We start from the raw sequence: 14,368 nt of genomic DNA, 5'->3' as shown, positions 1-14,368 counted from the left end.
AGCCTGCGTCACTGCTGGGCCCTCCACATTTCTTCGAGCATGGTGATCTGGTTCTGGTCGAGGTCGAGCAGGTCGAGGTCGGACGGGGTGTGCCCGCCGGTGACCCCGCCCGCCGCCCAGGCGGCGAGCGCGTCGAGGGCGGCCGTCCAGCCGTCCGCGAGCTGCGCGACCGTGTCCTGGGACAGGGCGTCGCCCGCCCACAGGAAGGAGGCGGCCAGCTCCGGCCCGTCCGGGCCGTGCTCCACCTCCGCGTCCACCTGGAGGGGGTACGCGAGCGGGGCGTCCGGCTCCGGGCCGACGGCGAGCGCGTCGGACTCCCCGGCCGGCCCCCAGGCCGATTCCCGGGCGGCGGTCTGCCGGCCCAGGTAGTTCCACAGGATCTCCGGCCGGTCCTCCGGGTCGAACAGCCCGGCGGTGGCGGCGTTGGCGTACCGCAGCAGCCCGGCGCCGATCCCGCCGTCCGGGACGCCGCGGATCCGCTCCTTGATCTCCTTCAGGGCCGCCCCGGCGTCCTGCGTCCCGCCCACGACCGCTCGCGCGTCGTACGAGTCCGCGGTGAGCCGCAGCGGGTACACGCCGGTGAGCCAGCCGACCGTACGCGTCAGGTCCGCGCCCGGGACGAGGTCCTGCTCCCGGCCGTGGCCCTCCAGCTCCACGGTCAGACCGTCCGCCGGCTTCCCGTGCCGGGCCGCCCAGTCGCCCACGGCCAGCGCGAGCGCGGTGAGCAGCGTGTCGTTGACCGTGCCGTGGAACGCCTGCGGCACCGCCGTCAGGAGCGGCCCGGTGCGCTCGGCCGAGAGCCGCACGGTCAGCCGCCGCGCGCTCGCCACCGTGTCCCGCGCCGGATCCAGCGGACGCTCCGTCAGGAGCCGCCCGCCGATCGCCGACTCGGCGAGCCACCGGTCGAGCTCGGCGGTCCGCCGCGCGCTGTGCGCCTCGGCGAGCAGCCCCGCCGTCCAGGTGCGCAGCGCCGTCGGCACGGCGTCGAGGGCGGGGGTCCGCCCCTCCGCCGCCGCCTCGCACGCGGCCCGCAGGTCCGGCAGCAGGATCTGCCACGACACCTCGTCCACCACCAGGTGGTGGGCGACCAGCAGCAGCCTGCCCGGCTCACCGGGCCCGCCGTCGAAGCGCACGGCCCGCACCGTCCGGCCGGACTCCGGGTCCAGCTCTCCGGCCGCCCGGTCCGACTCGCGGGACACCAGCTCGCGCAGCGCCTGCGCGTCGAGCCCGGCGGCGTCCACCGTCCGCAGCACGGAGCCCGCCGTCAGCGAACCGACCGGGGCGATCTCGGCGCTCCACACCCCGGCCCGCGCCACGGTCAGCACCTGCCGCAGCCCGTCGTGCCGGTCCAGGACCGCCTGGAGCGCGGTCTCCAGATCGGCGTGCCGCACCCCGGCGGGCAGCAGCACCAGACGCGCCTGGCAGAACCGGCGGTACGCACCGCCGCGCTCCGCGAACCAGCGCGCCACCGGCGGCAGGACCAGCGGCCCCGTCGGCTGCTCGGCCGGTCGCTCCGGGGCCGTGCCCGCCGGGGCGGCGGGCGCGGCGACGGCGGCCAGACCGGCCGGCGTCGGATGCTGGAACACCTGCCGGGCCGTCACCGTGAACCCGGCCTTGCGGGCCTGGCTGACGTACCGGATGGAGACGATGCTGTCGCCGCCCAGCTCGAAGAAGTTCTCCTCGGGGCCCACCGCGGGCAGCCCCAGGACCTCGGCCATCAGCCGCGCGAGCAGCTCGGCCGGGGTCTCGGAGGCCGCCGCCGGCACGTGCGCCGCGGCGGCCCGGCGGGGCTCCGGCGGCGCGGGCAGGGCGCGGCGGTCGAGCTTGCCGTTGGGGGAGAGCGGCACGGCCGGGATCTCCACGAACACGCCCGGGACCATGTACTCGGGGAGCCGCGTCGCCGCGTGCGCCCGCAGCGCCTCCGGGTCGAGCGGTGCGTCGCCCGCCGGGACGGCGTAGGCGACCAGCCGCTGGACGCCGGGCCGGTCCTCGCGGACCAGCGTGACGGCACGGGCCACCCCGGGAGCCCCGGAGAGCACCGCGTCGATCTCGCCGAGTTCGATGCGCAGGCCGCGGAGCTTGACCTGGTCGTCGGTGCGGCCGAGGTACTGGAGCCGTCCGTCGGGGTGGCGGACGACGAGGTCGCCGGTGCGGTACATGCGGGTGCCGGCGGGTCCGTGGGGGTCGGCGACGAATCGTTCCGCCGTGAGGTCGGGGCGGGCGAGGTAGCCGCGCGCGAGCTGCGTTCCGGCGAGGTAGAGCTCGCCGGGGACACCGACCGGGACCGGCTGGAGCCTGTGGTCCAGGACGTGGACGCGGGTGTTCCAGACGGGGGAGCCGATGGAGGCGGAGGCCGTGACGGCGCCGGGGTGGGCGGTGGCGGCGGTGACGTCGACGGCGGCCTCGGTGGGGCCGTACAGGTTCTCCAGGGCCACCGTCCGGTCCCCGGCGGAGACGTGGAACCGGTCCACGAGCTCCGTCGGCAGCGCCTCACCGCTGCACACCACGAGCCGCAGGCTCGGGCACTCCGAAACCTCCACCGCCGCGACGAACGCGGCCAGCATCGACGGCACGAAGTGCAGCACGCTGACGCGCTGTTCGCGGATCAGCTCGGCCAGGTACTCGGGGTCCTTGTGTCCGTCCGGCCGTGCGACGACGAGCGGCACGCCCTGCGTGAGCGGCCAGAACAGCTCCCACACGGACACGTCGAAGGTCGTCGGCGTCTTCTGGAGGACCCGGTCCGCCGGCGTGAGCCCGTACGCGCCCTGCATCCACTGGAGGCGGTTCACGATGGCCTCGTGCTCGACCATGACGCCCTTGGGGCGTCCGGTGGAGCCGGAGGTGAAGATGACGTACGCCGGGTGGCGCGGCAGCAGCGGCGCCCGCCGGTCCGCGTCCGTCACCGCGCCCGCGTCCGCGCCCGACCACTCCGCCGCCACGGCGGCCGAGTCGAGCACGATTCGCTCCGCCGCGAGCCCCGCCGGAAGGTCCGGCGCCGAGACCGCGTCCGTGAGCACGGCGACCGGCCGGGCCGTCTCGCACATGTGGGTGAGGCGGTCGGCGGGGAGGGTGAGGTCGAGAGGCAGGTAGGCACCGCCCGCCCGGACGACGGCGTGGATCGCGACCAGCAGGTCGAGCGAGCGCGGCAGGGCCACGGCGACGACGGACTCCGGTCCCACACCCCGGCCGATGAGGAGCCGGGCGAGGCGGTTGACGCGTGCGTCGAAGTCGCCGCGGGACAGCTCCTCGCCCTCGAAGACGAGCGCCGGCCCCTGGGCCTTCTCCGCCCCTGCCGCCACCAGGTCCGCGAGGGTCGCCGGACCGTCCACGGCCCGCCCGGTCGCGTTCCACCCCTCCAGCGCACGCCGCTCCTCCGCGTCCCGCAGATCGAGCGACGAGACCGGGGCGCCCGGGTCGGCCGCCACCGCGTCCAGGAGACGGACGAGCCGCTCCACGAGCCGCTCGGCACCCGGCCGGCCGAAGAGGTCGGTCGCGTACCGCAGACCGCCCTCGATCCGTCCGTCCTCCTCCGAGCCGCCGAACGCGAACTCCAGGTCGACCTTGGACCCGCCGATCTCCACCGGCAGTTCACGGGCCGCGACGCCGAGCAGCGAGTCCACCTCGGTGGACACCGAGTGGTACGTCACCATCGCCTGGAACAGCGGGTTGCGGGTCTGGGAGCGGGCCGCGCCCACCGCCTCCGCCACCGCTTCGAGCGGCAGGTCGGCGTGGGCGAACCCGGCGAGCCCGGTGTCCCGCACCCGGTCGACCAGCTCGGCGAAGGTCGGCTCTCCCGACAGGTCCGCGCGCAGCACGAGCGTGTTCAGGAAGAAGCCCACGAGCCCGTCGAGCTGCTCGTCGCCGCGTCCGGAGACCGGGGCGCCGAGCGGAATGTCGTCGCCGGCGCCGAGCCGGTGGAGCAGGGCCGCGACGGCCGCGTGCACCACCATGAACATCGTCGCGCCGGAGTCGCGGGCGATCCGGGCGAGCCCGGCTCCCGTCGCGGCGGAGACGCCGAACGGCACCACGTCGCCGCCGTGCGTCGGCGCGGCCGGACGCGGGGTGTCGGTGAACAGGCCCAGTTCCTCGGGGATTCCGGCGAGCGCCTCCCGCCAGTAGGCGGCCTGGCGGGCCGCCGTCGAGTCCGACGCCGCCTCGTCGCCGAGGAGTTCGCGCTGCCACAGGGCGTAGTCGGCGTACTGGACCGGGAGTACGGGGAACTCCGGGGCGCGTCCGGCGACGCGCGCCGCGTAGGCGGTGTCCAGGTCGGCGAGGAGCGGTCCGGTGGACCACTCGTCGGTGGCGATGTGGTGCAGCAGCACCACGAGCACATGGGCGTCGTCGGACGCGCTGAGCAGCGTCACCCGCACCGGGACGTCCCGGGCCAGGTCGAAGACGTGCCGGGAGGCCGTCTCCGCCTCGGCGGCCAGGGCCTCGGCGGGGACGCGGCGCGCCGTGAACGGCACCACGGCCTCACCGGGCGCCAGGATCCGCTGGTACGGCTCGCCGTCGGCCTCGCCGAACACGGTGCGCAGCACCTCGTGCCGCGCCACCACGTCCTCCACCGCGGCGCGTACGGCCGCCGGATCGACCGGTCCGTCCAGGCGCACGGCGAAGGGCACGTTGTACGCGGTACCGGGCCCCCGCACGCTGTCGAAGAGCCACAGCCGCCGCTGCGCGTACGAGAGCGGCAGCCGCTCGGGCCGTGCCGTGACCGGGACGAGGGCCGGCCGACCGGAGGCGGTCCGCTCCGCGAGCCGCGCGGCGAGCGCCGCGACCGTCCGCGCCTCGAACACGTCCCGTACGGAGCACTCCACGCCCAGCGCGGTCCGGATCCGGCTCGCGGCACGGGCGGCGAGGAGGGAATGGCCGCCGAGGTCGAAGAAGTCGTCCTCGACACCGGCCGTCTCCCGGCCGAGGACGGCCGTGACGATCCCGAGCAGGAGGGTCTCCCGCGCGTCCTTCGGAGCACGCGACGGCCCGGAGACGGCGTCGGGCGGTGCGGGCAGGGCGCGGCGGTCGAGCTTGCCGTTGGGGGAGAGCGGCACGGCCGGGATCTCCACGAACACGGCCGGGACCATGTACTCCGGCAGGCGGGACGCCGCGTGGGCGCGCACGGCGTCCACGGGGACCGGGCCGTCGCCGGCCCCGACGACGTATCCCACGAGTCGCTGGACGCCGGGCCGGTCCTCGCGGACCAGGGTCACCGCGTGCGTCACGCCGGGGGCGGACGCCACGACCGCGTCTATCTCGCCGAGTTCGATGCGCAGGCCGCGGAGCTTGACCTGGTCGTCGGTGCGGCCGAGGTACTGGAGTCGTCCGTCGGGGTGGCGGACGACGAGGTCGCCGGTGCGGTACATGCGGGTGCCGGCGGGTCCGTGGGGGTCGGCGACGAATCGTTCCGCGGTGAGGTCGGGGCGGGCGAGGTAGCCGCGGGCGAGCTGGGTGCCGGCGAGGTAGAGCTCGCCGGGGACACCGACCGGGACCGGCTGGAGCCTGTGGTCCAGGACGTGGACGCGGGTGTTCCAGACGGGGGAGCCGATGGAGGCGGAGGCCGTGACGGCGCCGGGGTGGGCGGTGGCGGCGGTGACGTCGACGGCGGCCTCGGTGGGGCCGTACAGGTTCTCCAGGGCGACCGTGCGGTCCCCGGCGGAGACGTGGAACCGGTCCACGAGCTCCGTCGGCAGCGCCTCACCGCTGCACACGACGAGCCGCAGGCTCGGGCAGTCCGCCACGTCCGTCGCGTCGAGGAACGCCTGGAGCATGGACGGCACGAAGTGCAGGACGGTGACGCGCTGTTCGCGGATCAGCTCGGCCAGGTACTCGGGGTCCTTGTGTCCGTCCGGCCGTGCGACGACGAGCGGCACGCCCTGCGTGAGCGGCCAGAACAGCTCCCAGACGGACACGTCGAAGGTGGTCGGGGTCTTCTGGAGGACCCGGTCGCCGGACGAGAGCCGGTACGTGTCCTCCATCCAGGCCAGACGGTTGACGATGGCCTCGTGTTCGACCATGACGCCCTTGGGGCGGCCGGTGGAGCCGGAGGTGAAGATGACATAGGCCGGGTGCCGGGGCAGCAGGGGCGTCCGCCGGTCCGCGTCCGTGATCCCGGTGTCCGTCAGCCCGTCCAGCTCCGCGCGCACCTCGGGCGCGTCGAGGACCACCGGCTCGGCCTCCAGGCCGGCCGGCAGCGCGCCGAGCGACGGAAGGTCCGTCAGGACGCACAGCGGACGCGCGGTGTCCGTCATGTGGGTGAGGCGGTCGGCGGGGAGGGTGAGGTCGAGCGGCAGGTAGGCGCCGCCCGCCCGGACGACGGCGTGGATCGCGACCAGCAGGTCGAGCGAGCGCGGCAGGGCCACGGCGACGACGGACTCCGGTCCCACACCGCGGCCGATGAGGAGCCGGGCGAGGCGGTTGACGCGTGCGTCGAAGTCGCCGCGGGACAGCTCCTCGCCCTCGAAGACGAGCGCCGGCCCCTGGGCCTTCTCCGCCCCCGCGGCCACCAGGTCCGCGAGGGTCGCCGGACCGTCCACGGCCCGCCCGGTCGCGTTCCACCCCTCCAGCGCACGCCGCTCGGCGTCACCCATCAGGGCCGCCGCGGACACAGGTGCCCCCGGGGCGGCCGCCACGGCCTCCAGGAGCCGGACGAGCCGCTCCGTCAGACGCTCGGCGCCCTCGCGCCCGAACAGGTCGGTCGCGTAGCGCACCCCGAGCGTCAGGCCGTCCCCGGCCGCGCTCCGGGTGCGCCGGAAGAGGATCTCCAGGTCGAACTTGGCCGCGCCGCCCCGCACCGGGAACTCCCCGGCGTCCGTGCCGAGCAGCCGGGACAGGTCCGGGCCGCCGCCCTCGTACGCCACCATCGTCTGGAACAGCGGGTGGCGGGCGAGCGAGCGGACCGGTGCCACGGCCTCCACGACGGCGTCGAAGGGCAGGTCGGCGTGGTCGAGGACCGCGAGGCCCGCCGTGCGGGCACGGTCGAGGAGTTCCGTGAAGGACGGGTCGCCGGACAGGTCGGTGCGCAGCACCGCCGTGTTGACGAAGAAGCCGACGAGCCCGTCGAGGGCGCTGTCGCCGCGTCCCGCGACCGGCGTGCCGAGGGGGATGTCGTCGCCGGCGCCGAGCCGGTGGAGCAGGGCCGCGACGGCCGCGTGCACCACCATGAACATCGTCGCGCCGGAGTCCGCCGCCAGCCGGTCGAGGCGGACCGCGAGGCCGGCCGGGAGCTCGGCGGTGACCGTGTCGCCCCGGTGGGTCGGGACGGCGGGCCGGGGCCGGTCGGTGGGGAGCGCCAGCTCCTCCGGGAGGCCGGCCAGGGTCTCCCGCCAGAAGGCGGACTGGCGGGAGGCGAGGGAGGCGGTGTCCGCCGTCCCGCCGAGGAGTTCGCGCTGCCACAGGGCGTAGTCGGCGTACTGGACGGGGAGTTCGGGGAAGTCCGGGGTCCGGCCGGCGACCCGGGCCGTGTAGGCGGTGTCCAGGTCGGCGAGGAGCGGTCCGGTGGACCACTCGTCGGTCGCGATGTGGTGCAGCAGCACCACGAGCACGTGCCCGTCGTCGCCCGCCCCGAACAGCGTCACCCGCAGCGGGAGTTCGACCTCCAGGCCCAGGGGCTCGGCGACCGCCGCCTCCACGGCGTCCGCGAGCGACCCGGGGGCCACCTCCCGTACCGCGAAGGGCACTTCGGCCTCGCCGGGTGCCAGGATCCGCTGGTACGGCTCGCCGTCGGCCGCCGCGTACACGGTCCGCAGCACCTCGTGCCGGGCCACCAGGTCGCCGAACGCGGCGCGCAGGGCCTCCTCGTCCGGGCGCTCCCGCAGCCGCAGCGCGAGGGGGACGGTGTAGGTGGAGCTCGCGCCGTCCATGTCGTACTGGAACCAGAGCCGCCGCTGGGCGTACGAGAGCGGCAGCCGCTCGGGGCGTGCTCCGGTCGGGGCGAGGGCGGGCCGCGCGGGGCCGGTCCGCTCCGCGAGCCGGGCGGCGAGCGCCGCGACCGTACGTGCCTCGAAGACGTCCCGCACCGAGCAGGCGCGGCCCGTCGCCCGCACCCGGGCCACCAGGCGCGTCGCGAGCAGGGAGTGGCCGCCGAGCGCGAAGAAGTCGTCCTCGGCGCCGACCGACGCGAGGCCCAGGGCATCGGCGAACGCCTCCGCGAGTCGCTCCTCCGCCTCGCCGCGCGGCGCCCGCGACGGCGCCGCAGCCGTCACCTCGGGCACGGGCAGCGCGGCCCGGTCCAGCTTGCCGTTGACGTTCACCGGCAGGACGTCCAGGGCGACGACCGCCGCCGGGAGCATGTACTCCGGCAGGCGGGAGGCGACCTCGCGGCGCACCGCGTCCGGGTCGGCGCCGCCGGTGACGTACGCCACCAGGCGCGGCACGCCGGGCGTGTCCTCGCGGACCAGGACGGCAGCCGAGGCGACCTCCTCGCATGCCGTCAGTTCCGCCTCGATCTCGCCGAGTTCGACGCGGAAGCCGCGGATCTTCACCTGGTCGTCGGCGCGGCCCAGGAACTCGATCAGGCCGTCGGCGCGACGGCGCGCCAGGTCGCCCGTGCGGTACATGCGGGATCCGGCGGGACCGTACGGGTCCGCGACGAACCGCTCCGAGGTGAGCACCGGCCGGCCCAGGTAGCCGCGGGCGTTCTGGACACCCGCGAGGTACAGCTCGCCCGGGACGCCGGGCGGCACCGGACGCAGCCGGGCGTCCAGGACGTGCGCCCGGGTGTTGTCCAGGGGACGGCCGACCACCGGCGTCGCGCAGTCGGTCACCCGGGCGACCAGGGCGTCCACCGTGAACTCGGTGGGACCGTAGTAGTTCACCGTCTCCACGCCGGGGACCGCGCGCAGCTCCGTCCACAGCGCGGGCGGCACGGCCTCGCCGCCGAGCAGGAACAGCGGCGGCCGGTGCGCTCCAGCGAGCAGGCCCGCGTCGAGGAGGTGGCGGCCGTACGACGGGGTGACGTCGAGCGCGTCGATCCGCGCCTCCCGCACGTGGGCGACGACGGCGTCGGCGTCGCGGCGCCCGTATTCGTCGAGGACGTGCAGCTCGTGGCCGGCGATCAGCCACAGCAGCTGCTCCCACGAGGAGTCGAAGGAGAACGAGGCGGTGTGCAGGGCCCGTACCCGCCGCCCGAGACGGTCGGCGACCGGGCGGTACAGCTGCCGCTCGTGGTCCCGGTACAGGTTCGTCAGACCGGCGTGGTGCAGACCGACGCCCTTGGGGCGGCCGGTGGAGCCCGAGGTGTAGATGACGTACGCCAGGTCGTCCGGGCGGGGCGCGGCGGGCGCCGGGCCGTCGGCGGCGGCGAGCCGGTCCCGTACCGCGGGATCGTCCAGGACGAGCCGGGTCGCGCCGGGGGTGACCGGGACCCGGTCGTCCACGGCCCGGGTGGTGACGACGCAGACGGGAGCGGCGTCGTCCAGCATGTACGCCAGACGCTCCTCCGGGTGGTCCAGGTCGAGCGGCAGATAGGCGCCGCCGGCCTTCAGGACGGCGAAGGCGGCGACGACGGACTCCGCCGAGCGGGGCACGGCGAGTGCCACGACGGCGTCGGGTCCCGCGCCCTCCGCGGCGAGCAGCAGGGCGAGCCGGGTGACCCGCTCGTCCAGCTCGGCGAAGCTGAGCCGCAGGTCGCCGCAGACCAGGGCGGTGGCGTCCGGGGTGTCCCGGACGCGCCCGGCCAGGATCTCCACGACGCCGGCGGCGGGGTGGTCGACGGCGGTGTCGTTCCACCGCTCCAGGAGCGCCCGCTCCTCACCGGAGCGCAGCTCGTACGCGGAGACCGGGGTGTCCGGGGCCGCGACGGCCTGCTCCAGGAGGCGCAGCAGCCGGCCGGCCAGCGCGTCGGCCGTCGCCGCGTCGAAGAGGGCGGACGAGGAGAAGACCTCCAGGTCGAGCTCGTCGCCGTGGGCGCTGTCGGAGAAGGTGATGTCGAGGTCGAACTTGGTGACGCCCGGGTCGGTCCGGTCCACGGTGGCGTCCAGGCCGAACAGGGCGCGCACGTCCTGGGTGACGGTGCTGTGCGACACCATGGTCTGGAAGAGCGGGTGCCGGGTGAGGGAGCGCTCCGGGTTGACCGTCTCCACGACGGCGTCGAAGGGCAGGTCGGCGTGGTCGAGCGCGGCCAGGTCGGTGGCGCGCACCCGCTCCAGGAGGGTCGCGAAGGTCGGGTCGCCGGACAGGTCGGCGCGCAGCACCACGGTGTTCACGAAGAAGCCGACGAGGCCGTCGAGGGCCGGGTCGGAGCGGCCGGCGACCGGGCTGCCGAGTGGGATGTCGTCGCCGGCGCCGAGCCGGTGGAGCAGGGTGGCGACGGCCGCGTGGACGACCATGAAGACGCTGGTGCCGGAGTCGCGCGCCAGCCGGCGGATGCCGGAGGCGAGGGCGGCGGGCACCGCGTGGTGCGTCATGCGGCCCGCGTTGTCGGGCTCGGCGGGGCGGGGCCGGTCGGTGGGCGCGGTGGCTTCGGCCGGCAGGCCGGCGAGCGCCTCGCGCCAGTGCGCGGCCTGCCGGGCGGCCGGGGACTCCGGGTCGGCAGGGTCGCCGAGGGCCGCGCGCTGCCAGAGCGCGAAGTCGGCGTACTGCACCGGCAGCGGGGCGAACTCGGGTGCCTCGCCCCGGAGCCGGGCCGCGTAGGCGTGTTCGAGGTCGTGGAGGAACGGTCCCATCGACCACTCGTCGCTCGCGATGTGGTGCAGCAGCACGACCAGGGCGTCCGCCTCGCGCTCGGCGTCGCGGACCAGGGTGACCCGCACCGGCGCCTCGGCCGACAGGTCGAAGAGGTGGCCGAGGGACGCCGCCACCGCCGCGTCCACGCGGTCCGGGGCGGTCTGCGCCACACGGAGCCGCACCCCGGCGTCGGCCGGGTCGAGGATCCGCTGGTACGGCTCACCGTCGCGCTCCGCGAACACGGTGCGCAGCGCCTCGTGCCGGGCCACCACGTCCCCGAGGGCCGCGTCCAGGGCCTCCGGGTCGAGGAGCGTGCCGAAGCGGGCGACGAAGGGGATGTTGTAGGTGGCGCTCGGGCCTTCGAGCTGGTGCAGGAACCAGAGCCGGTGCTGGGCGTCGGAGAGCGGCAGGACGTCGGGCCGCTGCCCGGCGGTGAGCGCGGGGCGGGGGCCGGTGGCGGTGCGGGCGGCGAGGCGCTCGGCGAGGGCCGCGGGGGTGCGGGCCTCGAAGACGTCCCGCACGCCGCAGTCGGCGCCGAGCGCGGCGCGCAGGCGGGCCGCCACCCGGGCGGCGAGCAGGGAGTGGCCGCCGAGGTCGAAGAAGTCGTCGCCGGGACCGACCGAGGCCAGCTCCAGGACGTCGGCGTAGGCGCCGGCGACGATCTCCTCGCGGGCGTCGCGCGGTGTCCTGCCGGTGCTCGTGGTGAGGCCGGCCAGGTCGGGGGCGGGCAGGGCGCGCCGGTCCACCTTGCCGTTCGCGGTGAGCGGGAAGGCGTCGAGGACGACCACGGCGGACGGCACCATGTGGGCGGGCAGCCGCTCGCCGACCGCCGTGCGCAGCCCGGCCGGGTCGGGGGCGGAGCCGCTCGCGCCGGTCACGTAGCCGACCAGCAGCGGGGAGCCGGGGATGTCCTCGCGGACCACGACCACCGCCCGGTCCACTTCCGGACGGTCCGTCAGGGCGGTCTCGATCTCGCCGAGTTCGATGCGGAAGCCGCGGACCTTGACCTGGTCGTCGGCGCGGCCGAGGAAGTCGATGACGCCGTCGGGGCGGCGGCGCACGAGGTCTCCGGTGCGGTACATGCGGGAGCCGGGGGGGCCGTACGGGTCGGCGACGAACCGCTCGGAGGTGAGGGCCGGACGGCCGAGGTAGCCGCGCGCCAGCTGCTCGCCCGACAGGTACAGCTCGCCGGGGCGGCCGTGCGGGACGGGGCGGAGCGCGGAGTCGAGGACGTGGGCGCGGGTGTTCCAGAACGGCAGGCCGATGTCCGGGGTGCCGGTGTGGTCGGGGGAGAGGACGGAGGAGGTGGCCCAGACGGTCACCTCGGTCGGCCCGTACACGTTGGTGACGGAGGCGGCCGTGCGGGCGAGGCGTTCGGCGAGGGCGGCGGGCAGGGCCTCGCCGCCGACGAGGACCTTGGTGCGGGCGAGGGCGCGCGGGGCGCCCTCCTCCAGGAGGGCGTGCCACAGCGACGGCGTCGCCTGCATCACGGCCGGCCGGTGGGCCTCGACGAGGGCGGCGAGGGCCGCCGGGTCGCGGACGGTGTCGCGGTCGGCGAGGACGACCGCCGCGCCGCTGATCAGCGGGACGTGGAGCTCCAGGGCCGCGATGTCGAAGGAGACGGTGGTGACGGCGACGAGGCCGTCGCCGGGCTCCATGGCCAGCTCGTGGGCCTGCATGCGCAGGAAGTTGGCGAGCGCGGAGTGGGGGATCACCACGCCCTTGGGGCGCCCGGTGGAGCCCGAGGTGTGGATGACGTACGCCGGGTGGGCGCCGTCCGGCGCCGGAAGGGGCGCGGCGGGCCCGTCGGCGAGGTCGGCGAGGTCGGCGAGGGCCGACAGGGCGTCGGGGGAGTCCAGGACGAGGGTCTCGGTGCCCGGGACGTCGGGGGCGTCCGGCGCGGCGGCCAGGGTGGTGAGGACGCAGACCGGGCGTGCGTCGCGGACCATGAACTCCAGCCGCTCGGCCGGGTATTCGAGGTCGAGCGGCAGATAGGCGCCGCCGGCCCTGAGGACGGCGAGCAGGGCGACGACGAGTTCGGCGCCGCGCGGCAGGGCGATGCCGACGAACCGCTCGGGGCCCACACCGCGCGCGGCGAGCAGCCGGGCCAGCCGGTCGACCCGGGCGTCGAGTTCCGCGTACGTGAGCTCCTCGGCGCCCGCGACGAGGGCGACGGCCTCGGGGTGCTCCCGTACCCGCGCGGCGAAGGCGTCGACGACGGTGCCGGACGGGATCTCGCGGGTGGTCGCGGCGGCCCGCTCGGCGAGCGCGCGCAGGGCGGTGGCGTCGAGGAGGTCGGGGCGGCCCACGGGGGTGTCGGGGGCGGCGCCGACGGCCTCGGTCAGGAAGCGGACGAACTCGGCGCAGCGGGCGTCCAGGCCCTCGGTGTCGTAGGCGCGCGGGTTGGCGTCGAGCTCGAAGGAGATCAGGCCGGCGGCGGCATCGTGGCGGACGGCCAGGGTGAGGTCGTCGACCGGTCCGGCGGCCACGTTGTGCACGGTGCCGGGGGCGCCGGCGAAGTCGAGGGCGTTGTCGAAGGCCTTGACGTTGACCATCGGGCCGAGCGGGCCCCGGTCGCGGCCGACGAGGCCGAGGTCGCGGCGGATGTCCTCGGCGCGGTAGCGCTGGTGGCGGCGCAGGTCGCGGACGCCGGCGGCGACCTCGGAGACCAGTCCGGCCAGGGGGAGGTCCGGGCGGACCGCGACCCGCAGCGGCAGCACGTTGACGACCATCGCCGGGACGGCGAGGGCGGCCGAGCCGAGGCGGGCCATCGCGGGCAGCGAGAGCAGGACGTCCCGGTCGCCGGTCGAGCGGTGCAGGAAGGCGGCGAAGGCGGCGGTCACGACGTCCGCCCAGGTGGCCTTCGCGGCGCGGGCCAGGGCGAGCACCCCGGCGGTGGCGTCGGGGGAGAGCGCGGCCTCGGCGCGCAGGAAGCCGGGGGCGGCGGGGAAGGAGGCGCCGGCCAGCGGCTCGTGGTCGCCGAGGTCCGCGAGCCGGTCCAGCCAGTGGGCGCGGTCGGCGGCGCACCGCTCGTCGTCGCGGTACGCGGCCTCCTCCTCCACGACGGCGGAGAGCGGTCCGAACGGCGAGGGGGCCGGGTCCTCGCCGCGCGCGAGCGCCGTGTAGACCTCGGCGGCGCGGCGGGAGAGCAGGGAGAAGCCGTAGGCGTCGAGCGCGATGTGGTGGACGCGCTGGTACCAGAGCGTGCGGTCCGGGGCGATCCGGTGGAGGGCGAAGGCGAACAGCGGGGCGGTGGCCGGGTCGGCGGGGGTGGCCATGTCGGCGCGCATCAGGGCGAGCGCGGAGCCCTCCGGGTCGGGGGCGCCCAGGTGGTCCACGACCGTGACGACGGGGCCGCTCGGGGGCGCGTCGGCGAGGATCTGGACGGGCTGTCCGTGCGCGTCCTCCTCGAAGCGGACGGTGAGGGCCTCGCACTCCCCGACGACCCGGCGCAGGGCGGTGGCGAAGAGGTCCGCGTCGAGCGTCCCGTCGACGGCGACGTACTGGCCGACGTTGTAGACCGGGGAGTCGGGGTCGAGCCGCTGGCCGTACCAGACTCCGGTCTGGGCCCCGGTCAGGGCGAGGCGTCGCTGGGCACGCTCGGTCATGGATCTTGCTCCAGGGTTCACCCGCGGCGGCCGGGGGCCGGACGCGGGACGGGACGGAGAGAGTGGGGGCGGGGGAGGGAGGGGCGGCGACGGCGGCACCC

At 76.3% G+C, this 14,368-nt stretch carries 1 protein-coding gene; it reads right to left on the bottom strand.

Annotated elements, in window-relative coordinates; genetic code table 11:
• Positions 1 to 8: 8 nt before the first annotated feature.
• Positions 9 to 14,267, bottom strand: a complete 14,259-nt coding sequence (locus ACFYT9_RS28620) for an amino acid adenylation domain-containing protein (protein ID WP_389168545.1) — start codon at positions 14,265 to 14,267, stop codon at positions 9 to 11.
• Positions 14,268 to 14,368: the final 101 nt, after the last annotated feature.

It is taken from the genome of Streptomyces sp. NPDC004435, assembly GCF_042873895.1.
Classification (GTDB): Bacteria; Actinomycetota; Actinomycetes; order Streptomycetales; family Streptomycetaceae; genus Streptomyces.
The sequence above is the reverse complement of the archived record's forward strand: the minus strand, read 5'-3'. Positions and strand labels throughout refer to the sequence as shown.

Coding starts and splice junctions, on each gene's coding strand:
- ACFYT9_RS28620 (WP_389168545.1), bottom strand. CDS start 14,267: ATGACCGAGCGTGCCCAGCGACGCCTCGCCCTGACCGGGGCCCAGACC.